The 26875-nt window shown below is 66.6% G+C and carries 21 protein-coding genes and 2 pseudogenes; 11 read left to right on the top strand and 12 right to left on the bottom strand.

Features of this window, described 5'->3' with window-relative positions; all coding sequences use genetic code 11:
• The first annotated feature begins 95 nt into the window (after positions 1 to 95).
• The gene (locus ACO07K_RS09335) at positions 96 to 1355 is read left to right on the top strand and encodes a hypothetical protein (protein ID WP_422035652.1); all 1260 of its coding nucleotides are present in this window, start codon (positions 96 to 98) and stop codon (positions 1353 to 1355) included.
• Positions 1356 to 1366: 11 nt separating this feature from the next.
• The gene (locus ACO07K_RS09330; protein WP_422035651.1) at positions 1367 to 2119 is read left to right on the top strand and encodes an SDR family NAD(P)-dependent oxidoreductase; all 753 of its coding nucleotides are present in this window, start codon (positions 1367 to 1369) and stop codon (positions 2117 to 2119) included.
• Here ACO07K_RS09330 and ACO07K_RS09325 read toward each other — a convergent pair.
• From ACO07K_RS09325 to ACO07K_RS09315, 3 genes are read right to left on the bottom strand one after another with little or no spacing between them, the layout of a single operon-like run.
• Positions 2116 to 3405 carry an alginate O-acetyltransferase AlgX-related protein gene (locus tag ACO07K_RS09325; RefSeq protein ID WP_422035650.1) on the bottom strand — a complete coding sequence of 430 codons (1290 nt, stop codon included), beginning with the start codon at positions 3403 to 3405 and terminating at the stop codon, positions 2116 to 2118. The two genes, ACO07K_RS09330 and ACO07K_RS09325, sit on opposite strands and share 4 nt — an antisense overlap.
• The gene (locus tag ACO07K_RS09320; RefSeq protein ID WP_422035649.1) at positions 3398 to 4597 is read right to left on the bottom strand and encodes an acyl-CoA dehydrogenase family protein; all 1200 of its coding nucleotides are present in this window, start codon (positions 4595 to 4597) and stop codon (positions 3398 to 3400) included. Before ACO07K_RS09320 ends, ACO07K_RS09325 begins: the two co-directional genes overlap by 8 nt.
• The gene (locus ACO07K_RS09315; protein ID WP_422035648.1) at positions 4594 to 5241 is read right to left on the bottom strand and encodes a VWA domain-containing protein; all 648 of its coding nucleotides are present in this window, start codon (positions 5239 to 5241) and stop codon (positions 4594 to 4596) included. Before ACO07K_RS09315 ends, ACO07K_RS09320 begins: the two co-directional genes overlap by 4 nt.
• 133 nt (positions 5242 to 5374) lie before the next feature.
• On the opposite strand from ACO07K_RS09315, the gene ACO07K_RS09310 reads away from it, so the two are divergent.
• A complete protein-coding gene (locus ACO07K_RS09310) occupies positions 5375 to 6631 on the top strand; it encodes an MFS transporter (protein ID WP_422035647.1) in 1257 nt (418 codons plus the stop codon).
• Here the strand turns inward: ACO07K_RS09310 and ACO07K_RS09305 are convergent.
• Both ACO07K_RS09305 and ACO07K_RS09300 read right to left on the bottom strand, forming a co-directional pair.
• Positions 6549 to 7490: a division plane positioning ATPase MipZ gene (locus tag ACO07K_RS09305; RefSeq protein ID WP_422035646.1), complete on the bottom strand. Its 942-nt coding sequence runs from the start codon at positions 7488 to 7490 to the stop codon at positions 6549 to 6551. The genes ACO07K_RS09310 and ACO07K_RS09305 overlap by 83 nt on opposite strands.
• Positions 7487 to 9598 carry a molybdopterin-containing oxidoreductase family protein gene (locus tag ACO07K_RS09300; protein WP_422035645.1) on the bottom strand — a complete coding sequence of 704 codons (2112 nt, stop codon included), beginning with the start codon at positions 9596 to 9598 and terminating at the stop codon, positions 7487 to 7489. The genes ACO07K_RS09305 and ACO07K_RS09300 overlap by 4 nt, the downstream gene beginning before the upstream one ends.
• Positions 9599 to 9678: 80 nt before the next feature.
• Between ACO07K_RS09300 and ACO07K_RS09295 the strand changes: the two genes are divergently transcribed.
• Together ACO07K_RS09295 and ACO07K_RS09290 are read left to right on the top strand one after the other, a co-directional pair.
• Complete coding sequence (locus ACO07K_RS09295; RefSeq protein WP_422035644.1) at positions 9679 to 10944, top strand: hypothetical protein; 1266 nt, start codon at positions 9679 to 9681, stop codon at positions 10942 to 10944.
• 16 nt (positions 10945 to 10960) lie between these two features.
• Entirely contained in the window at positions 10961 to 12604 is a 1644-nt protein-coding gene (locus ACO07K_RS09290) for an AMP-binding protein (protein ID WP_422035643.1), read from the top strand.
• Positions 12605 to 12999: 395 nt separating this feature from the next.
• Here ACO07K_RS09290 and ACO07K_RS09285 read toward each other — a convergent pair whose 3' ends face one another.
• Positions 13000 to 14754, bottom strand: coding sequence for an ABC transporter transmembrane domain-containing protein (locus ACO07K_RS09285; protein WP_422035642.1), 1755 nt, complete (start codon positions 14752 to 14754; stop codon positions 13000 to 13002).
• Positions 14751 to 15056: an iron donor protein CyaY gene (cyaY, locus tag ACO07K_RS09280; RefSeq protein WP_422035640.1), complete on the bottom strand. Its 306-nt coding sequence runs from the start codon at positions 15054 to 15056 to the stop codon at positions 14751 to 14753. The genes ACO07K_RS09285 and cyaY overlap by 4 nt, the downstream gene beginning before the upstream one ends.
• Between cyaY and ACO07K_RS09275 the strand changes: the two genes are divergently transcribed.
• Positions 15055 to 16395 (top strand): RHS repeat-associated core domain-containing protein, encoded by a 1341-nt coding sequence (locus tag ACO07K_RS09275; RefSeq protein ID WP_422035639.1) that lies wholly within the window; start codon positions 15055 to 15057, stop codon positions 16393 to 16395. The two genes, cyaY and ACO07K_RS09275, sit on opposite strands and share 2 nt — an antisense overlap.
• A 404-nt stretch (positions 16396 to 16799) precedes the next feature.
• Here the strand turns inward: ACO07K_RS09275 and ACO07K_RS09270 are convergent, their stop codons facing one another.
• Positions 16800 to 17090: a hypothetical protein gene (locus tag ACO07K_RS09270; protein WP_422035638.1), complete on the bottom strand. Its 291-nt coding sequence runs from the start codon at positions 17088 to 17090 to the stop codon at positions 16800 to 16802.
• Positions 17091 to 17381: 291 nt separating this feature from the next.
• Between ACO07K_RS09270 and ACO07K_RS09265 the strand changes: the two genes are divergently transcribed.
• The 5 genes and pseudogenes from ACO07K_RS09265 (at position 17382) to ACO07K_RS09245 (ending at position 21754) form a co-directional block, all read left to right on the top strand.
• Entirely contained in the window at positions 17382 to 18113 is a 732-nt protein-coding gene (locus tag ACO07K_RS09265) for a hypothetical protein (RefSeq protein ID WP_422035637.1), read from the top strand.
• 15 nt (positions 18114 to 18128) lie between these two features.
• Positions 18129 to 18620 (top strand): annotated as a pseudogene (locus ACO07K_RS09260) (RHS repeat-associated core domain-containing protein); the annotation flags it as partial.
• Positions 18621 to 18865: 245 nt separating this feature from the next.
• Positions 18866 to 19075 (top strand): hypothetical protein, encoded by a 210-nt coding sequence (locus tag ACO07K_RS09255; RefSeq protein WP_422035636.1) that lies wholly within the window; start codon positions 18866 to 18868, stop codon positions 19073 to 19075.
• A 302-nt stretch (positions 19076 to 19377) separates the two neighbouring features.
• Positions 19378 to 19590, top strand: a pseudogene (rpmE, locus tag ACO07K_RS09250) (50S ribosomal protein L31); the annotation flags it as partial.
• Between the two features lie 121 nt (positions 19591 to 19711).
• Entirely contained in the window at positions 19712 to 21754 is a 2043-nt protein-coding gene (locus ACO07K_RS09245) for a molybdopterin-containing oxidoreductase family protein (protein ID WP_422035635.1), read from the top strand.
• Positions 21755 to 21845: 91 nt separating this feature from the next.
• Here the strand turns inward: ACO07K_RS09245 and ACO07K_RS09240 are convergent, their stop codons facing one another.
• From ACO07K_RS09240 to ACO07K_RS09225, 4 genes are all read right to left on the bottom strand, one after another.
• On the bottom strand, positions 21846 to 22172 hold the full coding sequence (locus tag ACO07K_RS09240; RefSeq protein WP_422035634.1) for a putative quinol monooxygenase: 327 nt from the start codon (positions 22170 to 22172) through the stop codon (positions 21846 to 21848).
• A 79-nt stretch (positions 22173 to 22251) separates the two neighbouring features.
• Positions 22252 to 23721, bottom strand: coding sequence for a DUF2252 domain-containing protein (locus ACO07K_RS09235; RefSeq protein WP_422035633.1), 1470 nt, complete (start codon positions 23719 to 23721; stop codon positions 22252 to 22254).
• Between the two features lie 95 nt (positions 23722 to 23816).
• On the bottom strand, positions 23817 to 25352 hold the full coding sequence (locus ACO07K_RS09230; protein ID WP_422035632.1) for a serine hydrolase: 1536 nt from the start codon (positions 25350 to 25352) through the stop codon (positions 23817 to 23819).
• A gap of 1 nt (position 25353) precedes the next feature.
• On the bottom strand, positions 25354 to 26781 hold the full coding sequence (locus ACO07K_RS09225; RefSeq protein WP_422035631.1) for an MFS transporter: 1428 nt from the start codon (positions 26779 to 26781) through the stop codon (positions 25354 to 25356).
• Positions 26782 to 26875: the final 94 nt, after the last annotated feature.

The raw sequence follows: 26875 nt of genomic DNA, 5'->3' as shown, positions 1-26875 counted from the left end.
GCGATCAAGTTGCCCCCTGCCCTGTTCGTGGGCACCATTAACCCTTAAGTGGATCGCCATTTCGATTCAATCGGCTATTGAGGCGAGCGTTGGTCATGGTGAACAAGGTTGCCTCACGGCAAACGGGCCTCAAGCTTGCCGCGCTGTGTCTCGGCCTCGTCGGAGCACTGGCGGGACTCGAGATCCTCTCGACGGCATGGCTGACGATCCGCGCCGACCACTACACCCCGGCCAAGGAACTCTTCGCCAGGTCACGCAACACCTACATCCAGGATATCACGGGCAGCGGCGGCAGCAATTGCCGGTACATCGACACGATGTTTCCGCACCCTTACCTGGCCTTCGTCCATCATCGCGACGATCCCTGCGGGGTCCCCAGCGCCAACGACATCGGCGTGCTGGGCGACGAATACCCGGTCGTCCGCAATCCCGAGCGATACGTGATCCTGCTGGCCGGCGGCTCCGTCGCCTCGCAGCTGGGCCAGCTCGCCCAACCCGGCCGGCGCAGCTTCCTCGAGGAGGAACTCAACCGGTCTTACATCAGCCCGACCGGCAAGCCGTTCCAGGTGCTCAATGGCGGGGTCGGCGCCTGGAAGCAGCCGCAACAGCTGATCCTGATGGCCATCTATGGCGACTTCATCGACGCCGTGGTCACACTCGACGGCTACAACGAGCAGCACCTCATCAAGCCGGGGCTCAAGAGTCGCTTCGAAATGCCCGCCGTCAACTATCTCGGGGTCAACCCGATCGTCGCCCAGGACGGCTTCGGCAGCCTCGCCATGAGCTGGTTCATGGGGCGGATCTCGGGCTGGCTGGGGACCGGCCTCACCAGCCACTCCCATGCCGCCTATCTCCTCGCTTCGGCTCTGGAGCCGAAGCCTGCCGACCACGATGACGGCTTCGGTGCGAGGACCTATTCGGCCATGATGAGTCTTCCCCCCGACATCACGGACTCTCCCGCCGTCTACATGGACTGGCAGATCGCGCAGTACGCGAAGTACATCCGGATGATGGACGTCACGGCGCGCGACTTCGGCATCAGGTCGATGTTCTTCCTGCAGCCCGTCCCGGCCGTCGACAAGATCCTGACGCCGGACGAAATGCGCGGGACGCCCGATACCCGCTACGGTCAACGCTATATCGAAATCGTCCGGCGCCTTCTCACTCTCGCGGAACGCAATATCGAGGTCCGCAGCCTGCTCGACCTCTTCAAGGACGAGAAGGAAACGATCTACAGCGATGACATTCATCCCAAGCGGGAGCTGATGGACAGCCGCGGCTATTCGCTGATGGCGGCCCGGATGGCGCAGGAAATGGCCGGCACCTGGGGCTGGCGCACGAAACCGCAACATTGAGGGCGCTCGACATGAAGACCTTCTCCAGCATCGTGCTCACGGGCGCATCGAGCGGCATCGGCGAGGCGCTGGCGCTCGACTACGCGGGTCCCGGCGTCGCCCTGGCCCTGACCGGTCGGGACGCCGAGCGGCTCGAGACCGTCGCCGCCGGCTGCCGTGCGAAGGGTGCCAGCGTCGTGGCGGCCACGATCGACGTCACGGATCGCGAGCGCTTCCTGCCGTGGTTGACGGCTTTCGACCAGGCGCATCCCGTGGACCTGGTGCTCGCCAACGCCGGCATCTCGATCGACAAGGACAATTCCTCGCTCGACGATTTCTCGATCATCCGCAAGACGCTCGACGTCAACATCAACGGCGTGCTGAACACCGTCGAGCCGCTGCTCGGCCCGATGATCGCGCGCAAGCGCGGCCAGATCGGCATCGTCTCCTCGCTGGCGGGGTTCATCGGCCTGCCCTATTCGGCGTCGTACAATGCCAGCAAGGCCGCGGTGCGCGTCTGGGGTGAAAGCATACGCTACGTGCTGAAGAAGGACGGGATCGGCGTCAGCGTCATCTGCCCCGGATTCGTCGTCAGTCGCATCACGTCCGACGCGCCCTTTCCAATGCCGTTCCTCATGAGCTCGGCGCGGGCATCGAAGATCATCCGCCGCGGCCTCGCCGCCAACAAGCCGCGCATCGCTTTCCCGATCGGCACCAAGGCCGGTGTCTGGCTGGGGTCAGTCCTGCCGGGCAGTTGGACGGCACGGTTGCTGGGCGCCGCCTAGCGGCGTTCGAGCCGGCGCAACTCCTGGAAGACGCGGTTGGCCGCGATCTCGACGCCCTTGTCCGTCCAATGGGCGTCGCTGCGCCGGTAGGCGCCGCGCACGCCCTCGAAGTCCTTGCGCAGGTCGACGTGGCGGATCGAGGTTTTGCTCAACGCGTCGAGCAGCCTGTCCTGCCTGTAGTCCGCGATGACGTTGAAGGCGTAGAAGCGCGGCCAGTGCTTCCAATAGTCGGCATAGTCGGGATCGACGGTGCCCGGCGGCACGATGAACAGCACCAGCGGCACGCCACGTTCGCGGGCGGCGCGGTCCATCGCCGCGAGCCAGGACAGGGTCGCCTGGATGTCGCCCTCCTTCACCAGCCGCGCCGCCTGCTCCCTGGTCGTCGCCTCGAAATAGGGAGACTTCTCGACCTCGGCCTTGGTCATGAGATTCAGGAGCCAGCCTTGCAGCGACTCGTCGTCCGCCTTCCCCGAGGCGTAGGCCTGCCAGAAGGCATCGCCGTCGCGGCCGAAGATGGCAACGACCTGCTGCTCGCTGAGGTCGGGGTAGTAGTATTGCCTGATGTGACGGGCGAGCGCCGGCGTGCGCTCCGCCGGCGGCAGGCGGGCGATCTTCGCCAGCGTGTCGAACTCCTGCGGCACCGCCTTGTTGGTCGTCAGCACCTCCGACAGCCGCAGGCGGTTGACCAGCACCCAGTTGGCGTTCGGCATCAGGTTGCCGAGGATCGAGCCGCCCGGCGCCTCGCTGACCAGATCGGGCAGGATGCCCTGGCCGTAGCCTTGGCCGTCGAAGACGAAGTCGTTGCCCGAGAAGAAGAACACCGCAAGCGCATCGGGCGAGAGCGCGAAGGCCACGTCGCGCAGCCGGTAGTAGTAGCTGCGCGGGCCGGTGGCGGAGATGCCGAGGTTGATCATCTCGGCGTTCGGCTGACCGGCCTCGACGAAACGCCGCTCGACCTCGCCGGGCAGGGTGAGACGCGTCAACTGGAATTCGAGATAGCTGTCGCCGATGAAGACGGTGCGGAAGCCACCCGCCGCCGGCTTGGCGATGCTGCGCTCCTTGTCGCGCATGCCCCAGGAATTGAACGGCTCGAAGATCCAGGGCTTGTCGGCGAGGCCGGTGAAGTCGGTCGACTGGACGTTGACCGGCGGCGTCGAGCGCAGCGCGCGCGCGGGCCACGACGGCGCCTCCAGCGAAGCCAGCCCTTCGAGGCCCACGAGTGTGACCCCCGCGAGGAGCAGGCCGAATACGATCGCGTAAATGCGCTTGCGGCCGCTCTCAGTCATCGCCCGGCGTAATATAGGGCGAGTCCGACACGGTCCAGCGGGCCGGCCGTTCCTGCCGGAAGATCTGCCGGAGATGGACTTCGTCCGGCCCGTCGGCAATGCGCAGCATGCGCGCGACCGCGAAGGCACGATGGATCGGCGCGTCGTCGCTTCCGCCCATCGCGCCGAACAGCTGCATCGCGCGGTCGGCGATGCGCTGGGCCATCTCCGGCACCGCAACCTTCACCATCGAGACGTCGCGCCACACGGCCTGGTGTCCATCGGTGTCCAGCCGCTCCGCCGTGCGCAGCACAAGGAGGCGGGCCTGCTCGATCTCGATCCTGGAGCGGGCAATCGCCTGCTGGGTCGAGTCGTAGTCGATCACCGCACGGCCGAACGTCCGGCGCTCGGCGGCCCGCGCCATCATGAGCTCGACGAGAACCTCGCAGGTGCCGATCGCGCGCATGCAGTGATGCAGCCGCGCCGGTCCCAGCCGCACCTGGGCCGCGGCAAAGCCCTCGCCTTCCTCGCCCAGAAGATTCTCCGCCGGCACCCGCACGTTCTGGAAGTCGAGTTCGGCGATGGGCGCGATACTGTCCTCCCAGCCGAGGAAGCGCAGTTCGCGCACGATCCTGAGGCCTGGGGTCGGCATCGGCACGATCACGCAGGAATGCCGGCCCGTACGCGGCGCCTCCGGCCGCGACACGCCCATCACGATCACGAAGGCACAGTCGGGATGAGCGCCGCCCGTAATGTACCACTTGCGGCCGTTCACGACCCATTCGCTGCCCTCGCGGCGCAGCGTCGTGGCGATGTTGGTCGCGTCGGAAGACGCAACGTCGGGCTCCGTCATGCCGAAGGCCGAGCGCACGCGACCTTCCAGCAACGGCTCCAGCCAGCGCTTCTTCTGATCGGCGGTTGCCGCATGCTGCAACATGATCATGTTGGGCACGTCCGGCGCCTGGGCGTTGAACACCTCGGGCGCCCACGGCAGACGCCCCATGATCTCCGCGATCGGCGCAAATGCGCGATTGCTCATCCGGTCCGGCAGACCGAGGTTCCACAGGCCGGCGGCCCGCGCCTTGGCCTTCAGATCGGCCATGAACGGAGGCGTGCCCTTCGCGCTCGAGACATGAGCCGCCCACTCGCGATGGCGCGGCAGGATCTCCTTGTCGAAAAAGCCTTCGACGGCAGCCGGCAGGTCCGCGGTCATTTCATCTGGTTGGTCAGAAGGGCCGCGGCGCCGCCCTGGTCTTTGCCGTACTTCAGCAGCGCGGAGCGTCCTCCGGCGGCATAGGCGGCGACGGCGCCGAGCAGTCGCTTGAGCTGGTCCGGGCTCGACCGGTCGAACTTGCAATAGGCGCCGCGCGTCAGCTTGGCGATCTGAGGGAACAGGCGCGACGCCGTGCGGTCCTGGCCTTCCTGGAACACGAACACCGGCAGGCCGAGTAGCCCGAGTTGACCCGCCTCGTGCCCCACCGCGTCGACATCCTCCTCGCAGCAGTCGCCGACGAACACCACGGCATCGAGGCGGCTCTCACGGCGCTGCTCGCCGGCATAGCGCAGCAGGCGGGCGATCTGGGTGCGTCCGGCCGCGCATCGAACGCTGCTCATCAGGCGTGCGAGTTCGCGACCGTCGGACGTCCACTTGCTGACCTTGAATTCCTCGAAGCCGCGATAGAAGGCCAGCCGCACGTCGAGGCCGCCCAGCGCATCGGCCGCCACGAACATCTCGCCCTGGATGGCGCAGGCATGATCCCAGGTCGGCTCGCGGCTCGCCGTCGCATCCATGGCGAACAGCAGCCGGCCCCGTCCGCCCGGTCTGTGATCGACCGGCAGCTTGCCGACTTCGCGCACGAACGCATCCACGGCATTCGCACCTGCGGTAGACGGGACGTTGCGATCTCGGGCGCGATCCTCGGCCATGTCCTTTGACCCTCTGCGGTGTGTTCAATATGGTGCAGCCGCGCGTTCGCGCCAACATTGAAGCATGACCGGAAACGCCCCCACTTTCGCCACGCTGCTGCTGCGCGTCTTCGTTCCGTTCGCGCTCGCCTATTTCCTTTCGTACATCTTCCGCGGCGTGAACGCGGTGATCTTCCCGTATCTCGAACGGGACGTCGGAATCAGCGCGGGCGACCTCGGCCTCCTGACCTCGGCCTTCTTCCTGTTCTTCGCAGGCTGCCAGCCGATCCTCGGCGTGATGCTCGACCGCTACGGGCCGCGTCGCGTGCAGGCGGTGCTGCTGGCGCTGGCGGCGATCGGTTCGGCCCTCTTCGGGCTGAGCCTGTCGCTGGGCGAACTGATCGTGGCGCGCGTGCTGATCGGGTTGGGCTTTGCGGGCGGACTGATGGCCGCCATCAAGGCGATCACGCTCTGGTATCCGCCCGAGCGCTGGGGCCTGATCACCGGCTTCCACATGATGGCGGGCGGGTTGGGCGCGATGGCCGCGACCCTGCCGATCCAGTGGTCGCTCTCGATCATCAGCTGGCAGGGCCTGTTCTTCTGGCTGGCCGGGGTCTGCCTCGTCGTCTCCGCGATCCTGTTCACCGTCGTGCCGGAGCGCGGCACGCCGGCGGCGCCCGGAACGCTGCGCGACCAGTTCCGCATCACCGGCGTCGTGCTGACCAACGGCTTCTTCTGGCGCATTCAGCCACTGCTCACCTTCCAGCAGATGGCGTTCATCGCCGCCATCACCCTGTGGATCGGCCCCTGGCTGCGCGACGTCGGCGGCTTCGCCAGCAACGAGACCCGTGCCGACATCCAGCTCTACACGACGGCGGTTATGACCGCGGGGTTTGCGCTGAGCGGCGTGCTGGCCGGCGCCTTCCGCCGTATCGGCGTCAGCGACTTCGCCTCCGCCAATCTCATCAGCACGCTGTTCGCGCTGGTCTGCGCGTGGCTGGCCTTCGTGCCCTCGTTCTATCCCGTCGTGGCCTGGCTGCTGTTCGGCTTCCTGGGCGCCTATCCCATCCAGTACATGCCGCTGCTCGCGCGTTCTTTCCCGCCGCAATATGCCGGACGGGTGAGCACAAGCTCCAATCTCGTGGTCTTCACGGTGATCTTCGGCGGCCAGTGGGCGATCGGAAAGGTCGTCGACCTGTGGCCGCGCACCGCCACGGGCTACTCGCCGGACGGCTACGCCTGGTCGTTCGGCCTGCTCTTCATTCTGCAGGCGGCGGGGCTTCTGTGGCTTCTTCTATCGCGGGCGCGTCCACTTCTGCAGGAGCGACCCCCGGCAGGTTGAGCGACGCCACCAGGTCGCGCACTTCCTGACGCGCCGCGACGTGGCTCAGGGTCAGGGACGGCCCACCGCTGCCGCCGCCGCCGCGCTTCAGGTCGAGCAGCGTGAGGCCACTCAGGAAAAGCTCCTTGTAGATCACGCGCTCGCTGAGGCCCGCGGCGACGCGGAAGCCGATCCGCTTGGCCAGCGCCTCGATCACGTTGCCCATGTCGCGCTTGTTGCGCGCCGCCAGGGACGACAGGCGATTGCGCATCACGATCCAGTCGACCGGCCGGCCACCCTCGATGGCGCGAATCTGGCGCTGCTTCCAGACGGCTTCGGCGTAGATCGACGGCCGCACGATCTTCAGCGTGTCGGGATCGACGCGGGCCAGCAGATCGAGATCGATGAAGCTGTCGTTCAGCGGCGTCAGCAGCGTGTCGGCCCAGGTATGGGCCAGCCGGCTGAGATGGGTGTCGCTGCCTGGCGTGTCGACGACCACGAAGTCGGCCGACGCGACGGCGGGCTCCAGCGCCGCCGCCAGCCGCGCCCGCTCGTCGGCTTCGGCCTCGCGGCGATCGTTCAGCGACGAGATCATCACCGGCGTGTGCAGCGGCATCGGGAGCTCGACGCCGTTCTTCTTCACATAGGCCGCGCGGTTCTCGATATAGCGGCTGAGCGTTCCCTGCCGGGCATCGAGATCGAGCGTCGCGACGCGGGCGCCGTCTCTCATCAGCGAGACGGCGATGTGCAGCGCCGTCGTCGACTTGCCCGAGCCGCCCTTCTCGTTGCCGATGACGAGGACGTGGCCGCGGCCCTCGATCCGAGGGGCCTGCGTCTGGGCGATGCTCGGATTGGGCGCTGGTTGGAATGCCTCGCTCACTGGGCCTTGCGGATCCAGACGGCGGTGTCGTGGAACACCGCACCACCATTGGGCCAGCCGGGATCGGCCGAGGTCAGCGCATTGATGCCGATGCCGGTCTCGAAGTTCCGATTGGGCCAGATGCCCTCGACGACGACGACGCCCTTCTGCTGGCCCTCGCGCGGCTTGGCATTGACCACGGTCTTGCCGCGCTCGTTGCCGATCTCCAGTCGCTCGCCCTCGACGATGCCCATGGCGATGCAATCGTCGGGATTCATCAGCGCCGTCGGCCGGACCTCGCGCTTCTGCGAACTCGGCGTCTCGGTGAAGGTCGAGTTGAGGAAGGTGCGCGCCGGCGCCGCGACCAGCCGGAACGGCTTGTCGTCGGTGGCCTTGTCGATCACGTCGAAATGGTCGGGCAGGACGGGCATTTCCTTGCCGCGCGGCCCATAGGCCGCCCAGTCGGGCTTGAAGCGGAACTTCTTGTCGGGCCAGGCGAAGCCGTCGAGGAAGTGCGACGTCTCGAAGCCCAGATGGAAGTCCTGACCACCCTTCTGCCAGTTGGTCTCGGCATCCCACATGCCCGAGACCTTGAGAGTCTCGTCCATGATCTCCCACGGTGTCATGTCGAAGCCGCGATGCGTGGCACCCAGGCGCTTTGCGAGTTCAGAAATCACGAAGTGGTTCTCGCGGCACTCGCCCGGCGCGTCAATCACCGCTTTGGCCACCTGGAAGAAAGTGTGGCCGCTGGCTGTGTAGAAGTCGTCGTGTTCCAGGAACATGGTGGCCGGCAGCACGATGTCGGCGAAGGAAGCCGTCTCGGTCATGAACTGCTCGTGCACGCAGGTGAACAGGTCTTCGCGCTTGAAGCCCTTGTGGACCAGCTCGAGCTCCGGACAGACCATCGCCGGGTTGGTGTTCTGGATCAGCAGGCCGGTGACCGGCGGGCCGTTCTTCAGCGCCTCGGGATCGTTGGTGAGCACCGGGCCCAGGCGCGACTGGTCGAGGTCGCGGATCGACGGATCGACCATGTCGAGCCCTTCGATCAGCGTCTTGTTGACCGGATACATGCCGGTGTGGCCGTAGAGGGCACCGCCGCCCTTGTACTGCCAGGCACCGGTCACCGCCGGCAGGCAGGTCACGGCATGCATGTTGGCCGCGCCATTGCGGCTGCGGCTGAAGCCGTGATGGCAGCGGATGAACGACGCCTTGCTCTGCCCATAGAGGCGCGCGAAGGACACGATCTCTTCGACCGACAGGCCGGTGATCTTCGAGGCCCATTCCGGCGTGCGTGTCGCCACATGCGCGGCCAGCTCGTCCGGCGCATCGGTATACTTGCGCAGGTAATCCCAGTCGGCATAGCCCTCCTTGAAGAGGACGTGCATCACGCCGACCGCCAGCGCGCCGTCTGTGCCGGGACGCACGGCGAGATGGATGTCGGCCTGGTCGGCGGTTCCGGTGCGATAGGGATCGACCACGACGAGCTTGGCGCCGCGCTTCTTCGCCTTCATCGCGTGGGTCATCACGTTGACCTGGGTGTTCACGGGATTACCGCCCCAGATCACCACCAGCTCGGCATGCTCGTCGATCTCGCGCACGTCGGCACCGCGCTTGGCACCGACGCCGGCGATCCAGCCGGTGTCGGACAGGGTCACGCAGATGGTCGAGAAATAGCGCGAATATTTCATCGCGTTGCGCAGGCGGTTGATGCCGTCGCGCTGCACCAGCCCCATCGTGCCGGCATAGTAGTAAGGCCAGATGGTCTCGCTGCCATGCTGGCGCGCCTTGGCGATGAACTGCTCGGCCACGATGTCCAGTGCATCGGTCCACGAGATCTCGGCGAATTGCTTCGAGCCCTTCGGACCAACCCGGCGCAGCGGCTTCATCAGCCGGTCGGGATGGTGGATGCGCTCCGCGTAGCGCGCGACCTTCTCGCAGATGACGCCGGCGGTGTAGTCGTTGCGCATCGAGCCGCGGACTCGGCCGATCCTGGCGTTGTCCAGCCGCTCGACGTCGAGCGCGCAGGTGCTGGTGCAGTCGTGCGGGCAGACCGACGGCACGGTGGTCGTGCCCGACTCCCCGCTCCTGGCACGGGCGATCGGCGGGTAGGCATGATCGTCGGGGGACATCTGGACGCTCCACGAGAAGTGCCGCAGCATACAGACCGGTCACCGCCCGTGAAAGCGGCCTCAGGGAGTGGAAAGTCAGCGTGTTTTCTCAGGATCGGGTCTCCGTGGGCGCCGTTCGGCGCGCCAGCGCTGCCGATGCCGAGGGCATCGCCCGACTTTTCCCCAGCCTGCCGCCTCTCGCCTCGACGAGCGATACGCGCGCGATCTTCCTGATCGACGGCGAAGCCGCGCCGCTCGGCGCCGTGCTGCTGGAGCAGGCTGCCGGCCATCTGGCCGTCGGTCTCCTGGCGACCTCGTCCGATGGCGAACGTCATGAAGTGGCGCGCGCGCTGATCGCCTTCGCCGAGATGGCGGCGCGCGCGATCGGCCTGCGCGAGGTGCGGCTCGACGGCAGCGTGTCCCCCGACCTCGCCGCGTCGCTCGGCTACCGCGACGGCGTGAAGCGCATCCGCTCCGGCAAGCTCGCCGCCCTGACCGATCATCTCGCGGCGCTGGGCGTGCCGCTGTGGCGCGACGGCGCCGCCCCGTTCGATCTCACGCTCTACTATCGCGGCGTCTGGGCGGCGATGGCGTTGCTGGTCGGGTTCGGCAGCATCACCCTCGCCGTTTTCGGTCCCGGCCAGGTGACCCTGCTTCATGTGCTGGGCCCCGCCCTGCTCTGCCTCGGCGCTTCCGCCTTCGCCTTCGTGCAGGTCTGCCTGATCGCGATTGCCGCACGGCGGCGCGCGCCCGTCCCGATCGCCCTCGGCATCTTCCTCGCCGCGGCGCTGTCGATCGCCGGCATCGGCGGTCTGTTCTACGAGCGCGCCGTGCCGTCGATCGGCGAGTTGTGGGCGATCTATTCCGGCGACGAGGCGCTCGACACACTTGCCGTCACGCTGAGTCCCGATGGCACGGCGCTCAACGTCGAGGGGGCCTACGGCACCGGCAGCGCCGATACGGTGCGGCGCGCGCTGGACCAGCATCCCTCGGTGCGTCGCGTCGTCCTCGCCGGGCCGGGCGGCCGCATCGGCACCGCCTTCGAGATCAACCGCATGATCCGCAACCGCCGGCTGGCGACGCGCGTCGAGAGCGGCTGCGCCTCCGCCTGCACCATCGCCTTCCTCGGCGGCAACGACCGATCGATCGCGCCCGGTGGACGGCTGGGCTTCCACCAGGGCAGCTTCCCGGGCCTCGGTCCGAACGATCTGTACGAAAGCAACCGCGACATGCGGCGCTTCCTGGTCGCGAGCGGCGTCACGCCCGAATTCGCGCAGCGCGTGATCGATACGCCGCCCGATGAAATCTGGACGCCGACGCCGCAGGAACTGCTGGCCGGCCGCGTCGTGCAACGAGTCACTCGCTAACGAAGGTTCTACGGGCATGATCCCTCGCGGTCTCGGCTACGACGACGCCATGCGGCAGTTCCGCTGGCCCAAACCTCAGCGCTTCAACATCGGTCGCGCCGTCTGCGAACGCCACGCGCCCGACACGCTGGCGATGATCGTCGAGAATGCCGATGGATCGGTGCGCAACTGGACCTTCGGCCAGCTCCTGGCCGCCAGTTCGCGGCTGGCCAACGCGCTGGTCGCCCGCGGCGTCAACAAAGGCGACCGGGTCGCGGTGTTCCTGAGCCAGGGCGCCGAGCTCACGATCTGCCACCTCGCCGGCTATCGCATGGGCGCCGTCGTGCTGCCGCTCTTCACCCTGTTCGGCGAGGAGGCGATCGAATACCGCCTGGCCAACGCCGAGGCCTCGGCCGTCATCACCGACATGAGCCAGCTGCCGAAGCTGTTGGCGGTGCGGGACCGCCTGCCCCACCTCAAGACGATCATCGTGATCGGTGCCGGCGCGCATGGCAGCGCGTTCCTCGACTGGGACCGGCTGCTCGGCGCCGCTTCCGACCGCTTCACCACGGTCGACACCGCGGCCGAGGATCCGGCGCTGCTGATCTACACCTCGGGCACGACCGGCCAGCCCAAGGGCGCGCTGCACGCGCACCGCATGATGCTGGGCTGCATTCCCGCCGTGGAGCAGTGGCTGGGCCACTGGCCGCGCGGCAACGAGGTGATGTGGACCCCGGCCGAATGGGCCTGGATCGCCGGGCTCTACGATGCGCTGTTCCCGGCCTGGTACTACGGCACGCCGGTGCTGGCCCACCGCTTCGCCAAGTTCGATCCCGAGCGTGCCTTCGCCATGCTGGCCAAGCACCGCGTCGGCGTGAGCTTCATCCCGCCGACCGCGCTCAAGATGATGCGCCAGGTCCACAGGCCACGGGACCGTTGGACCTACGATATCCGGGCGATCTCGAGCGGCGGCGAGGCCATGGGCGAGGAGCTGCTGAGCTGGGGCCGCGACACGTTCGGCGCGACCATCTCGGAGGGCTACGGCCAGACCGAGATGAACCTGATGCTGCTGAACTCGCCCGACTGGTTCGAGGTCCGTCCCGGCTCCTGCGGCCGCGCCTGCCCCGGCCGCAAGGTGGCGGTGGTCGACGGCGACGGCAATGTCCTGCCGCCCGGCCAGGAAGGCCAGATCGCGGGCTGGCGGCACGATCCGATCGTCATGCTGGAATACTGGCGCAATCCCGAGGCCACGGCGCGCAAATATGCCGGCGACTGGCTGCTGACGGGCGATCTCGGCACCATCGATGAGGACGGCTACGTCTTCTTCAAGAGCCGCGACGACGACGTCATCACCTCGGGCGGCTACCGAATCGGACCCGGCGAGATCGAGGAATGCCTGATGAAGCATCCCGCTGTGGCGATGGTCGGGGTCGTGGGCGTGCCCGACCGGCTGCGGACGGAGATCGTGAAGGCCTTCGTCCAGCTCAGGCCGGAGATCGCGCCCACGGACTCGCTCAAGGCGGATCTGGCGAACTTCGTGAAGACCCGGCTGGCCGCACACGAATATCCGCGCGAGGTCGAGTTCGTCGCGGAACTGCCGCTGACGACGACCGGCAAGATCCTGCGCCGCGAACTCAGGCGCCGCGACGCCGAGCGCGGCGACGTCGTACGACTTCGTTAGAGTTTTTCCGCTTCAAGTTCACCCGCCCCACCTCGTCCGGAGGAGGCCCGACGGGCCGTCTCGAAGGATGGGCAACAGACGTAGTGCTCGTGCCCACCCTTCGAGACGCGCGCTTGCGGCGCGCTCCTCAGGGTGAGGTGCTTCTGGATGGTCCGATATGATTCCGTCTTAGTCGGAAAGCCCCTAGGTCAGGAGCGTCTGAACGCTTTCAGCAAGGCTGTTGAGGAGCGCGGCGAGGCCGATCAGGGCGGCCGGCCACCACGAAACGAGGTGGGTCGCAGGGTCGGTGGAAAACATGGTCTCTTCAGATCCAAATGAAGTTCGGAATATGGATTAACCATATCCCTCACCTCATTGAATTTCAACGATTTTACCAGCCCGCTTAAAGTGCGATATCAGCTCGCAGCGGTCGACACATTGAACTGCAGCTCAGCCAGCCGGGCGTAGAGGCCATCGCGGCGCACCAGCTCGGCGTGGGATCCGATGTCGACCACCCGTCCCTGGTCGAGAACGACGATGCGGTTGGCCTTCTGCACCGTGGCGAGGCGATGGGCGATCACCAGGGTCGTGCGATTGCGCATCACCCGGTCCAGAGCCTGCTGGACCGCCAGCTCGCTCTCGGCATCGAGGGCACTCGTCGCCTCGTCGAGCAGCAGCACGGCGGGGTCGCAGAGCAGCGCCCGGGCAATGGCGATGCGCTGGCGCTGACCGCCCGACAGCCTCACGCCGCGCGCCCCGAGGTCGGTGGCGAAGCCGTGCGGCAGGGCCTCGATGAAGCCCAGCGCCGAGGCCGCGTCGGCGGCGGCCCGCACCTCGGCATCGCTGGCGTCGGGACGTCCGTAGCGGATGTTCTCCGTGACCGAGGTGCTGAACAGGGTCGGATCCTGCGGGACGACGGCCAGCGACCGCCGCAAGTCGCCCAGTGCGAGATCCCTTATGTCGATGCCGTCGAGGCGGATCGTGCCCTTCTCCGGATCGTAGAAGCGCAGCAGCAGGTTGAAGGCGGTCGTCTTGCCGGCCCCCGAGGGGCCGACGATCGCCACCGTCTCGCCCGGCACGATCGCCAGGTCGAAGCGATCGAGGGCGAGCGCGTCGGTGCGCGTCGGATAGCGGAACGAGACCTCCTCGAAGGACACCGCTCCCTTCACCGGCTTGGGCAGGGGCTTGGGATGGGCCGGCTCGGCGATCGACGGCGCTTCCGCGCGCAGTTCGGCCAGCCGCTCGGCGGCACCCGAGGCGCGCTGCAGGTCGCCGATCGTCTCGCTGATCGCGCCGCCCGAGCTGGCGACCAGGACCGCATAGAACACGAAGGCCGAGAGGTCGCCCGCGCTGATGCGGCCGGTCAGCACGTCATGCCCGCCCATCCACAGCAGGAAGCCCACGGCCGAGAAGACGATGAAGATGACCAGCGTGGTCATGATCGCGCGGCGCGACACCCGCCGGGTCGCGGCCACGAAGGCCCGCTCCGTCGCCTCGCCGAAACGCCGCGCCGCACGATCTTCCTGGGCGAAGGCCTGGACCGTGCGCACCCCGTCCAGGGTCTCGGCCCCTTCCGACACCATCTCGCCCATGCGGGCCTGGGACTCGCGCGACAGCGCCTTCACCTGGCGGCCGAACACGATGATCGGCACGACGGTCAGCGGCACCACCGCGAGCGTCCACAAAGCGAGCTTGGGGTTCGTCACCACCAGCATGACCACGCCGCCGATGCACATCAGCGTGTTGCGCAGTGCCACCGAGGCCGAGGAGCCGATCACCTGCTCGATGAGCTGGGCGTCGGCCGAAATGCGGCTCATGACGTCGCCCGAGCGCTTGATCTCGAACCAGGCCGGCCCCAGCCGCACGACATGGTCGAACAGGTCGCGGCGCAGGTCGCCCACCACCCGCTCGCCCAGCCAGGAGACCAGGTAGAAGCGCGCGCCCGAGGCGATCGCCAGGACGACGGCCACGGCCAGCAGCGAGGCCAGCGCGTAATTGAGGATGTCCGGCCGGCCCTGGGCGAAGCCGCGGTCGATCAGGGCGCGCAGGCAGGCACCGAAGGCCAGCACCGTCCCCGCCGCCACCAGCAGAGACAGGAGAGCCAGGATCGTGCGCCCGCGATAGGGCTTGAGATACGGCCCCAGCAGGGCCAAGCCGCCGAACCGGTTCATGCTGCCTGCCAGTTCAGTTCGACGCCCAGTTCGGTTCCGAGGACGGCCAGCAGCCCGTCGCCGCCCCGCGTGTCCTGCCACTGGCCGGACGGCGCATCGAACGCGTAATGCCGGGCACCGCTCACCGGCGAGCTCAGCCATATCTGCCGGGTGGGCGCATGTTTGTTGACGATCCAGGTCCCTGCATCGCCCTCGATTGTCAGGATTCCTCCCTGGAGTTCGGCATCGACATGGTCTGCCAGCGCCTCCTCGAGAGTCGCGAGCAGGCTGTCGGCGAGAGTTTCGAAGGCTGAATCGCTCATGGCGGCCGGTCTACAAGCCATGGCGGGGCCGTACAACCAGCTTGTCGCCGCGCCCATCGATCGCTCCGGCCAGTCGGTCTCCGACAACAGCTGGATCGACTACCCGGCCGCGGCGGCGAGCACCGTCAGCTACACCGCCAACACACTCAACCAATACACCGCCGTCGGCGCCGTCACCCCCACCTACGACACCAACGGCAACCTCACCTCGGACGGCATCCATACCTACGGCTACGACGCCGAGAGCCGGCTGGTGAGCGCCAGCGGCGCCGGCACCGGTGGCACCTACACCTTCGACGCCCAGGGAAGCCGCAAGACCGTCACCACGGGCGGCAGCACCACCGTCTTCGTGACCGACGCCGACGATCGCGAGGTGCTGGAGTACGACGGCGCCAGCGGGGCGATCCAGCGCTGGTACGCCTACGGCCTCGGCCCCAACGACGTGCTGGGCCAGATGAACGTGCCGGCCAACACCCGCACCACCTACGTTCCCGATCTGCTGGGCTCGGTCGTGGCGACGATGACGTCGAGCACCGGCACGCTCTCACGGTTCGCCTACCGCCCCTATGGCGCCAGCGCCTCGCCCGCGACACCGTTCGGCTTCACCGGCCAGCGCCTCGATGTCGAGGCCGGCGGGATCTACTACTTCCGCGCCCGCGCCTACTCGCCCGGCCTGGGGCGGTTCCTGCAGGCCGACCCCATCGGCTATGACGGCGGCCTTAATCTCTATGCCTATGTCGACAACGATCCGCTCAACCTGATTGATCCGTACGGGCTCAAGGTCCTGGATGGCGTCCAGGCGGCTCTGTTCGGACTGTCCTTCTGTCCGTCGGTTTGTGGCTCCGCGTTCTCTCTCATCGACGCGGGTGTCTCTGGATTCCGCGGCGATTACTGGGGTGCCGGCATCTCTGCCACAGCTGCGATTGCCGGCATCGTCAGTGACGCAGGGGCGATAAAGGTAGCCGCGCTAGGCGGCATAGCAGCCGCCGACGCGCTTAAGGCAGGCCGTACTGTTTCGAAATATGAAGTCGGCGCCTACGATTCCCTCAAGGCAAGATCCGTAATCGGCGATCGGCTTGACATTCATCATGTTGTTCAGAGCCATCCTGCACAGCAGGTGATCCCCAATTACGGTAAGTCGACGGCCCCATCGATTGCGCTAACTGAGGCTGAACATCGGCTGATTCCAAGGTTTAGCGGGACCTATTCAGGGAGTGCTCGGGATCTGCTCGCCGCAGACATTCGGAATCTGAGAAATTACACCTCGGCTCCCAATGTAGCATTGCAAAAGCTGATCGATCTGAACAAAGCTCAATATCCTTCAGCATTTGCACGATGAGAACATCCATGAATAGCCAAGACTTTGTCATGATCATTAGGAGTGTCGTTCGAGACTCTGCCGTTCGCAGTACGTTGGAAGTCTTGGAGCATCCACCGGGTCGAACCCCCTCGGATGGTCTCATTAACAGATCAAAGTGGTATCATTCACTTACAACCGAGGATAAGCAGCGTCTGATCGAAATAGTCTCGGATGCGGTTGACAACGGAGTATTTGGCTTTCTGTGCGTACTTGATGGAGTCCGTTCTGTCGAGAGTACCAGCGACAAGGGCCGCTTTGAACTTCGCTACATTCGAGAGGATACCGTTCTGCTCAACGACCCAGACAAAATCATGCTCCATGATCTTTACTAAGGCTGAAGGGCGCAGGCTCCGATGAGCAGCCAAGCCCAAACCTCCGCCGCGTCACGGCACCTGGCGTTGTAGGAGCTTGCCCGGTTCCGAAATCGTTCCCTCGACGATGACGAGGAACCGCCGCGAATCGGCGCCGCCGGTCGGGCCGAGGTTGCGCCGGAGGCCGACCCTGTTGACGATGGCGACGCCGGCGGTATTGGTTCTCGCCAGCGCCTGCAGGGGCGGCGCGCCGGTGGGGTCGTGCGAGAGGCCCAGCACGTAGGGCTTGCCCGGCGCCAACCCGGTCACCGCGGCCTGCAGGATCTGGACCACGCCCTGGTAGAAGAGCGTGACCTGCGTCACGGGCTTCTCGTCGACGCCGGCCAGCGTCAGCCGGATCTAGTTCGATGCGGCCCCGAGCGGTCGCAGGTTCTGCAGCCCGTCGCCCTGGGGCACCGTATTCGGCACGTAGGCCACGCCCTGCGTCCCCTGGCCCAGCGGCACGGTCGCCACGAGCGTGTTGGTGCCGGTGTCGATGACCGCCGCCGCGTCGCCATTCTCGAGGCCGACTAGACCCGCGCCGGCGGCACGCCCATCGCCTTCGCCTACGACACGCTCAACCGCCTCACGACCAAGACCCCGCCCTCCGGCCCGGTGGTCAGCTACACCTACGACCTCGCCGGGCGCCTCACGAGCGCCAGCGACAACAGCGCGGCCATCCCCTCGGCCGTGTCGCCCACCGGCAGCCCCGTCGCCTATGCGACGAACCATGCCTACGACGCGATGAACCACCCCACCGGCGTGAGCTGGAACCCGGCGCCGACGGCGACCGCCCCCAGCGCCGCCTCGTCGGTCGTCTTCGCACACAGCTACAACAAGGTGAACCAGCGCACCGGCCAGTCGGTCAGCGACAACGCCTGGATCGACTACCCGGCCGCGGCGGCCAGCACCACGAGCTACACGGCAAACAGCCTCAACCAGTACACCGCCGTCGGTGGCGTCACCCCCACCTACGACGCCAACGGCAACCTCACCTCCGACGGCACCCATACCTACGGCTACGACGCCGAGAACCGGCTGGTGAGCGCCAGCGGCGCGGGCACCAGCGCCGCCTACACCTTCGACGCCCAGGGAAGCCGCAAGACCGTCACCACGGGCGGCACCACCACCGTCTTCGTGACCGACGCCGACGATCGCGAGGTGCTGGAGTACGACGGCGCCAGCGGGGCGATCCAGCGCTGGTACGCCTACGGCCTCGGCCCCAACGACGTGCTGGGCCAGATGAACGTGCCGGCCAACACCCGCACCACCTACGTTCCCGATCTGCTGGGCTCGGTCGTGGCGACGATGGATGCGGGCACCGGCACGCTCTCCCGGTCCGGCTAGCGACCCTACGGCGCCAGCGCCGCGCCCGCGACGCCGTTCGGCTTCACCGGCCAGCGCCTCGATGTCGAGGCCGGCGGAATCTACTACTTCCGCGCCCGCGCCTACTCGCCCGGCCTCGGGCGCTTCCTGCAGACCGATCCCATCGGCTACGGCGGCGGCATCAATCTCTATGCCTATGTCGGCAACGATCCGCTCAACCTGATCGATCCCAACGGCCTCGCCGCGCGGCAGGCTGTCGAGCAGTTCGCCAGCAGGCTCTATGAAGATACTTTCCTCAAGATGGGCAGCGATCTCACGCAGCTCACAGGTCGTTTCCAAAATGACTTCTGGGGAACCGCTTCCAGTATTGCGAACAGCTTTCCACAGACGCGAATCGAGGGAGAATTCGTTGGCGTAGCAAGCGCGGTTGTAGGTGTTTTCCGCGGTGAAGCCAGCAGTCTTGCGAATTGCCTCACGTCTACAAAGGCAACTTGCTGGTCAAGAAATTGCTGCTGGCCACGCCCTTGAAAAGCACGTGTTGCAACAAGGAGAGTTTGCAGGATTGGGGATTCGCACTCGAGAGCAGTTTGCTCGCCTTATTGAGAGCATCATAAACAGTCCCACAGCCACTCGGCAGCTTAGTGGAGGCCGCGTCGCCTACTGGAATGAAGCTGCCAGTACCGTCGTTATCCGAAATGCCAGAGAAGTGGATGGTGGTACGGCCTTCCAACCGGCAAATGGCAGAGCTTACTTTGAGGCGCTAAGATGACGTCATGAAGATACTCAATGTGTCCGAGCACCATCTCGACATCCGCATTGACCAACAAGAGCTGCTGATCTTGAATTCAGCGCTTAACGAGATAGTTAATGGTCTAGCACTCTTCGAATTTGAAACGCGAATCGGTGCAAACCGCGGTCGCGCAGCCAAGTTGCTTGAAGAGATTGCCCTTGCTTGTGATCTGACGGACATCAAACGCCGGTAGGTGTCTGGACGCCGTCTGCACGGGAGCATTCAAGGATCTGTCGTGAGGTACCGATCGTCTCAAGTGCACTGAGACAGAAATTCCGAATACTCTGTGGTGCGCCATTCCTCTGCCCCCAGAGACCCGAGCGGCCGACGTTTAAGTAAATCCCGGACAGAAATGTGCCCGCTGGGCGCATATTTGTCACGGCGAGCCGCCGCAGCCCCCCACAACCAGCTTGTCGCCGCGCCCCGGGGACTGTATATCCCCGCCCCTGTTGCGCCGGCCGGTCGGAATCGGCCCTGAAGCGCTGGAGAGAGATCATGCAAGAGAAGATTCACCCCGACTATCACACGATCACCGTCGTGATGACCGACGGCACGTCCTTCGAGACGAAGTCGACCTGGGGCAAGGAAGGCGCCAGCCTGCGCCTCGACATCGATCCGAAGACGCATCCGGCCTGGACCGGCGTGCGCCAGAGCATCGATCGCGGCGGCCGCGTGCAGCGCTTCCGCAATCGCTTCGGCATGATCGGCAGCGACAAGACCGACACGCCCAAGGAAGAAGCCAAGCCGGACGCCGAGAAGAAGTAAGCCCGCTTCTTCTTTCGGCGCTTCTGCTACATTACGGCCGCGATACCCTTCGGGAGGCGGCGTAGTGAAATCTGTCAGAGTTGTTTGTGCCCACGATTGTCCCGACATGTGCTCTCTCATTGCACATGTCGACAACGGTAAGGTCGTGCGCATCCAGGGTGACCCCGACCAGCCGTACACGGCCGGTTTTGCCTGCGGCAAGGTCAACCGCGACAGCGACCTGGTGAACTCGCCCGAGCGCATCGCCACGCCGCTGCGCCGCACCGGGCCCAAGGGCGCGGGCCAGTTCGAGCCCATCACCTGGGACGAGGCGCTCGACGAGATCTCGCAGCGCTGGAAGTCGATCATTGCCGAGAGCGGCCCGCTCGCCATCCTGGGTTACGCCTACTCCGCCCATCAGGGGCTGATGAACCGCGGCCTGGTGAACGGCCTGTTCCATGCGCTCGGCACGTCGCGCCTGCAGGCCGGCACGGTCTGCGACACGTGTTGCGAGACCGCGTGGGAGATGACGGTGGGCCCGGTGGGCGGCGCCGATCCCGAATCGGTCGTGCATTCCGACCTGGTGATCTCGTGGGGCGCCGACCTGGCCGCCACCAACGTGCATTTCTGGGCCCTGGCCGAGAGCCAGCGCAAGAAGACCGGCATGCCGATCGTCGTGATCGACCCGCGGCGCACGCGCAGCGCCAAGGCGGCCGACCTCTACCTGCCCATCCGGATCGGCACCGACGCGGCGCTGGCGCTCGGCGTCATGCACATCCTGGTGCGCGACGGGCTCGCCAACCGTGCCTACATCGCCGCCCACACGCTGGGCTTCGACAAGGTCGAGCGCGAGGTCCTGCCGAAGTTCACGCCGGCGCGCACGGCCGAGATCACCGGCCTCCCGGTCTCCGACATCGAGAAGTTCGCCGCACTGTACGGCAGGGCCAAGGCCGCGCTGATCCGCCTCGGCGAAGGCATGACCCGCCTCACCCATGGCGGCCAGGCGCTGCGCACCGTGGCGCTGCTGCCGGGCGTCGCCGGGCACTACGGCGTCAAGGGCGGCGGTGCGCTGCTGCTGACGGCCGCCTCGTGCGACCTCAACTACGCCGCCGTGCGCAAGCCTTCGGGCCCGGCGACGGCGCGCATGGTGAACCATCTGCGTCTCGGCGAAGAGCTCCTCAACATGCAGGATCCGCCGATCCGCGCCCTGTTCATCGCCGCCAACAATCCGGTCGTGACCTGCCCCGAGGTACACAAGGTGCAGAAGGGCCTCTTGCGTGAGGACTTGTTCACCGTCGTGCACGACCCGTTCATGACCGACACCGCGCGCTATGCCGACATCGTGCTGCCGGCCGCGAACTATCTCGAGACCGACGATCTCTACCGGGCCTACGGCGCCTACTGGATGCAGTGGGGCCAGAAGGCGGTCGAGCCGGCGGGTGAGGCCCGCTCGAATTTCCATGTCGCGCAGGCGCTGGCGCAGCGCATGGGGATCACCGACGCAATGTTCAGCCTGTCGCCGCGAGAGGCCGCGGAGGAGTTCTTCAAGGGCTCGACCGGCCCGGCCTCGAAGGTCGACCGAAACGAGCTGTTCGCGGGCGTGCCGCTCAACATCAAGCACGACTGGGACGGCCAGCCCTTCAAGACTCCGTCGGGCAAGCTCGAATTCTACTCAGAGCAGTTGGCCAAGCAGGGCCTGCCGCCGATGCCCGATTGGGAAGCCGATCCCATCGAGGCCGAGGAAGCGGCCCGCTGGCCGCTGCGCCTGCTGACCGCGCCGGGCTACTTCCAGGCTCATACGGCGTTCTCGGGCGTCGGCTTCCTGCGCGAGCGCGAGGGCAAGCCGTTCTGCATCCTGCATCCCGACGACGCCGCCAAGCGCGGTCTCGCGGACGGCGCCCCGGTGCGCGTATTCAACGACCGCGGCGAGATCGGCCTGGTCCTCAAGGTTGCCGACGAGGTCCAGCCGGGCGTCTTGCTGGTGCCCGGCCAGCGCCCCGTGGGCGAGGCCGTGTCGGGCACGATCAACATGCTCTGCTCGGACCGCTACACCGACATGGGCGAAGGCGCGACCTACCAGAGCACCTGGCTCGAGGTCGCCCCCTGGCAGGACGCGGCGGCGGCCTGAAGAAGGACTGAAGGTCCCTCGCCCGCTCCAGGGCGGGGGTTACCCCGCCCGCGATGACATCCCGAACGAAGCGAGGGACCTTTTCGTTTCCTCAGGCAGTCTCCGCCTGAACGAACCGGTGCTGCGTGCGCTCGCGTTTCGTGAGCTTCGGCAGTGCCTGTCCCACGATCAGCGCCTTGAAGTGCGGCGTCTCCTGGTGGGAGGCGAAACCCGCCTCGTCGCGAAACACTTCGTAGAAGAAGAACTTCTCGGGTTCTGCGATCGAGCGGTGAATCTGGAAGGCATGGACCCAGGGCTCGCGCTGGGCCTGTGGCAGGTACTCGCGGACGATTGCCGCGACGGCATCGGCCTCGGACGGCCTGGCCTCCCAGAACGCCGTGACGATGAGCCCGTCTTTCAGGGCATGAAGGTCGACCATGTGGTTTCTCCCGTCTGGTTGGTGGGAGAGCGTTCTAAGCCTTGGGCCAATGCCGTCGCTTCGGCCAGGGTCGAAGCGACTACTTCACCATCTCCGGCGCCGCGACCCTGATGCGCCCCGTGCGGCGCGCCTTGTCGAGCGCGTCGTAGTCCTCTTCCGTCTGCTTCGAATAGGCCATGGCGAACTTGCCGATCGCTTCATCGAGCGTTTCGCTGTTGCCGCAATAGCCGGCGATCATCGCCGGATTGCCCGACTTCGCGTGGGCCAGCGCGAGCGCCCAGCCGCACAGGCCGCAATACTCGACGAATCCATCGAGGTTGCTCGTGTCGCTCTCGTTGAACTTCAAGCTGCCCTTCATGTCGGCGAGCTGGCGAACGTAGAAGTCCTTGCCGTCGACCTGTCCCCAACCGAGGAATATGTCGGGAGATCCCTGCGCGAGACGCTGGCCGACGACGACCCGTCTTCCCTGATTCTCGAACCTGAGCTGCTGGTCGACATAGGGCGCGATGACCGATGTCTGCGCCTGCTTCACCTGCAGGAACAGCGGATCGTCCGAATCGATGCCCTGCAGCAGGATGACCCAGCAGCCGGTACCGACGCTGCCGACGCCCACGACCTTTCGCGCCGAATCGACGATGCGATAGCGCGACAGCAGCACGCGCCGGTCGATGGGCAGGGACTGGATATAGTCCTGCAACATGTTGTCGAGCGCGACGTTGGTCGGCGTACCCGCCGCCGTCTCCGTCTCGCGCACGATCAGTGGCACTTCCTCGATGATGCGATGCTCGCCGCCGACCTCCTCGGTCAGCTTCTCCAGCACGGCGACATGGCTCTTGGTCCGGGCCTTGTCCATCAGCCGCTCGGCGCCGCGCCGCGCCCGGGGTGACAGCGTGTCGAGGACGGCGCGCTCGTCGATGCGGTCGTACCAGATCTGCAAGTAGCCCATCTCGGCGTAGCGGCGCATGCGCTTGCGGTAGGACCGCACGATGGACCGCGCCGCCCCCTCCGCCGCCACGCGGTCGCCGCCCATGAAGCGCACCGCAACGGCGGCGCTGGCGGCGAGGCGCTTGAGGTCCCATTCCCAGGGACCGGGATGGACCTCGTCGAAATCGTTGATGGCGAAGATCAGATTCCGCTCCGCCGAAGCGAAGACGCCGAAATTCGAGACATGCATGTCGCCGCAGGCCCCGACGGCCATGCCGGTGACGGGCGTGGTCGAGAGGTCCGCCGCCATCACCGCCCCAGAGCCGCGCAGGAAGGCGAAGGGCGAGGCCAGCATGCGGGCGAAGCGCACCGGCACCAGCTTCTGAACCCGGCTCACGTTCTGCGCCTCGAGGATGGCGACCGGATCCGGCCGGTTCGCCGCCTTTTCGAAGGTGGCATGCGAGGTGCGCGGTACCTGCGCCCGTACGGCCTTGCCCGCCTGCAGGCGCTCGGCAACCGTCGCCCGGGGCCGCACGAAGCTCTCGAGCAACGTCATGTCGTCGATCGCCACGTTCATGCGCTCGAACGTCCGATCGGTATTCGTGTTGATCTTCACCACTGTCATCTGGCCCCCTCGCTCCCCTTCGTTCATTCAACGTCGCGCCTTCGCGGCGGTCAAAGCAATTGACCGCGAGGGCACCCTGCTCAGTCGATCTGCGTTTACCGGCCCGTCGATCTCTTCAAAGTGCCCATCCCGTCCTCGTCGAGATTCTCCAGGGTGACCTGGGAAGCCTTTCCGTCAGGACCGATCAGAAAACTCACGGCGGCCAACCAGCCGGGGCTTTCCGCGAAGGGTGCATAGAGGAAGAGGTCGCGATTGAAAGGCTTCAAGGGAAAGCGCTTGCCGGCCGGTCCCAGCGCCAGCGAGAGCACGCCGCCCGCCTCGGTGATCCGGGCATCGCCGACATAGTCGTTCCTGTAGGAGCCGGTATAGGCGCCGAGCGGCATCGGTGGCGCCGGCGGGACCGGTGGTGACGCGTAGGGCGCCATCGCCGCCTTCTGGGCAGCGGCGCCAAACCGTGCGTCGTAAATCTCGTTCCAGTGCGCGATCCAGTCACGTGACGGCTTTCCGGCGAACACCTCGTCGAAAAAGGTCGCGGCAAGGCCTTCCGGGACGCCGGTCGGGAAGGCATTGCTCAGGATCACGATGCCGATCTTTTCCGCCGGCAGCAGATGCACGAGCGTGCGGGCGCCGGCACTGAAGGCCCCGGCATGGCTCCACTCGACGCCGCGGTCGCGGAAGTCGACGTTCCAGCCCATGCCATAGAAGCCGACCACGCCGGTCTTCGGATCGACGCTGCGGATGATGTTCGGCAGGCGAGTCTGTTCGAGCGCGGCCTCCTTGATCAGCGGCCGGCCGGCATATCGGCCATTGCCGAGCTCGAGCCGCAGCCACTGCACCATGTCCCTGGCGTTCGAACTCACGCCGCCCGCCGGAGCCTGCGCGTCGGCGTTGCGCTTGACCAGCGGCGTCCACTTGCCGTCGATCCGCACATGAAGCGACGAACGATTGGGCTGGAGCATGAAATCCTTGGCACGCGAACTGGTCGATTGCATGCCGAGCGGCCGATAGACCTTCTCTTCCGCCAGTTCCTCCCAGCCCTTGCCTGTCGGCCGGGTGGCGGCGATCGCGCCCGCGGTGAACCCGAAATTGCTGTAGGCATAGTCTGCCCGGAAACTGCCGCCAGGCCGCGTATAGCGGATGCGCTTCAGGATCTCCTCCCGGCTGAAGCCCAGATCCTCGATGTCGTTGCCGGCGCTGGCCGCCAGGCCACTGCGATGCGAAAGCAGGTCGCGGATCGTGACCTGGGCCGTCGGATAGGCTTCGGGGAGCGCGAAATTCGGATCGAGATCGCGGATGCGCGTGTCCCAGGTCACGACGCCGTCGCTGACCAGGGCGGCCACGACGGTCGCCGCCAGCGGCTTGGAAACCGAGGCCACCTGAAAGACCGTGTCCGCCCCGACCGTCTCGGCTTGCCCGGCCTCGCGAACACCAAAGCCTTCGAGGAAAACGACCTCGTCGCGATAGACGATGCCGATGGAGAGACCCGGGACCTCGCCCTTCGCGACGGCCTGCCGCGCCAGCTCTCGAAGCTTGGGAAGGGCGGCCGTCAGTTTTTCCTTGGTGACCGTCTGTGCCTGAACCGGAAAGAGCGCGAGGCAGGTGAGGATCAGCGCCGCGAGCAGCCGCATCATTTCATGTTCCCCTGGAGGTGCCCTGCTTCTTATCACCGGCGCGGCGCGCCAGCAGCGCGAGACGTCCGCCCACGATCGCTGCGACGAAGGCCACCGGCACGAAAGCCGCCGGCACCCAGAAGGCCGCGCTCGCAACGCCGCTCGGCGTCAGCCCGCGGGAGAACCCTGCCAACGTGGCCACGGTCCCGGCCGCGGCGGCCCCCAGCGCAAAGCCGGTCTGCTGCACGGTCGCCACCGCGGAGGCGGCTAGATCGCCCTCCCCCGCCTTCGTCCCGCCCATCAAGCGCTGAACGCCGAAACCCCAGCAAGCGCCGATGCCGAGACCGACCAGGGCAATCAAGACCGGCAGGACGAGCACCGGCTGCGTCGTCATCAGCAGCGCCACGCCGGCCAGGCCCACGGCCATCGCCAACGGACCGGCGACCAGCATTCGTCCCGCCGCCGGCAATGACCAGCCGGAGACGACGATCGACGAAACCGTCCAGCCCATCGATGCACCCGCCACCGTATAGCCGGCGGCCAGCGGATCGAAACCGTGCAGGCTCTGCAGGAAGATCGGCACGAAGATCGACAGCGGGCTGTAGGCAATCGACACCAGCAGCGCGAACCACATCGCGACACCGGTCATGGAACTGAGAGAGAAGGCATCGCTCGGGAAGAGCGGCGCCTTCGAGCGCCGATCCAGCAGCATCATCGCAATCAGCAACGCGACCGCCGTGAGGAAGAGGCCCGCCTTGGTGAGCGGCAGGGAAACGACGCTGGCCGTCGACATGACCGCGATGGCCAGACAGATCAGCACGACGCGACCGCCCGGTATGGCCCGCACGGGCCCGCCCTTCTCCGCCCGCGCCCGCGGCAGGGCCCGTGCGGCAACCATCGCCAGCAACGCCGCAAGGACGGTCACCGCATAGAAAGCGCCGCGCCAGTTGCCCCAGGTCGCGAAGGCGCCGCCCACCAGGGGGCCGACCAGCACCGACATGCTCCAGGCGCCCGACAGCAGGGCCGCCACCCTCGGCCACATCGGCTCGGGAAACGCGTTGCCGACCAGCACATAGGCCATGGCCGACAGCACGCCGCCGCCGAAGCCCTGCACGAAGCGCCCGGCGACCACGACGCCCATCGAGGGTGCCAGCGCACAGATCAGCGCGCCGATGCCGAAGACCATCGCACCGGCACAGAAGGCCGTGCGCGCGCCGAGCCGCGCCGTCAGATGGCCGGTACAGGTCGCCGCGACGATCGATGACGCGAGGAAGGCCGTGGTCGGCCAGCTCATCATCGACGTGCCGCCGACATCCTCGACGATGCTCGGCAGCACCGTCGCCAGCATCAGCACGTTCATCGAATGCAGGAGGACGCCGCCGACCAACGCCACCAGCAGGGGAATCCATTCGCGCTTCAGGAGCGCCGACCAACCGGCTGTCGCAGTCATGGCCGGCGACTGATCATGTTCCCGCCCCCGGGTCAAAGCCTAACGGGTCCGAAAACCGCGAGCGCCGCCCGCGCCTGCGTGGAATGATCGGCGC

This window comes from Reyranella sp., from assembly GCF_965228225.1.
In the GTDB taxonomy this organism is placed as follows: domain Bacteria; phylum Pseudomonadota; class Alphaproteobacteria; order Reyranellales; family Reyranellaceae; genus Reyranella.
Note: the sequence above shows the minus strand (reverse complement) of the source record. Positions and strands in the feature narration are given on the sequence as shown.

Coding starts and splice junctions, on each gene's coding strand:
- ACO07K_RS09300 (WP_422035645.1), bottom strand. CDS start 9,598: ATGTCCCCCGACGATCATGCCTACCCGCCGATCGCCCGTGCCAGGAGC.
- ACO07K_RS09255 (WP_422035636.1), top strand. CDS start 18,866: ATGAAGATACTCAATGTGTCCGAGCACCATCTCGACATCCGCATTGAC.
- ACO07K_RS09275 (WP_422035639.1), top strand. CDS start 15,055: ATGGCGGCCGGTCTACAAGCCATGGCGGGGCCGTACAACCAGCTTGTC.
- ACO07K_RS09310 (WP_422035647.1), top strand. CDS start 5,375: ATGACCGGAAACGCCCCCACTTTCGCCACGCTGCTGCTGCGCGTCTTC.
- ACO07K_RS09290 (WP_422035643.1), top strand. CDS start 10,961: ATGATCCCTCGCGGTCTCGGCTACGACGACGCCATGCGGCAGTTCCGC.
- ACO07K_RS09325 (WP_422035650.1), bottom strand. CDS start 3,405: ATGACTGAGAGCGGCCGCAAGCGCATTTACGCGATCGTATTCGGCCTG.
- ACO07K_RS09230 (WP_422035632.1), bottom strand. CDS start 25,352: ATGATGCGGCTGCTCGCGGCGCTGATCCTCACCTGCCTCGCGCTCTTT.
- ACO07K_RS09240 (WP_422035634.1), bottom strand. CDS start 22,172: ATGGTCGACCTTCATGCCCTGAAAGACGGGCTCATCGTCACGGCGTTC.
- ACO07K_RS09335 (WP_422035652.1), top strand. CDS start 96: ATGGTGAACAAGGTTGCCTCACGGCAAACGGGCCTCAAGCTTGCCGCG.
- cyaY (WP_422035640.1), bottom strand. CDS start 15,056: ATGAGCGATTCAGCCTTCGAAACTCTCGCCGACAGCCTGCTCGCGACT.
- ACO07K_RS09235 (WP_422035633.1), bottom strand. CDS start 23,721: ATGACAGTGGTGAAGATCAACACGAATACCGATCGGACGTTCGAGCGC.
- ACO07K_RS09225 (WP_422035631.1), bottom strand. CDS start 26,781: ATGACTGCGACAGCCGGTTGGTCGGCGCTCCTGAAGCGCGAATGGATT.
- ACO07K_RS09320 (WP_422035649.1), bottom strand. CDS start 4,597: ATGACCGCGGACCTGCCGGCTGCCGTCGAAGGCTTTTTCGACAAGGAG.
- ACO07K_RS09285 (WP_422035642.1), bottom strand. CDS start 14,754: ATGAACCGGTTCGGCGGCTTGGCCCTGCTGGGGCCGTATCTCAAGCCC.
- ACO07K_RS09330 (WP_422035651.1), top strand. CDS start 1,367: ATGAAGACCTTCTCCAGCATCGTGCTCACGGGCGCATCGAGCGGCATC.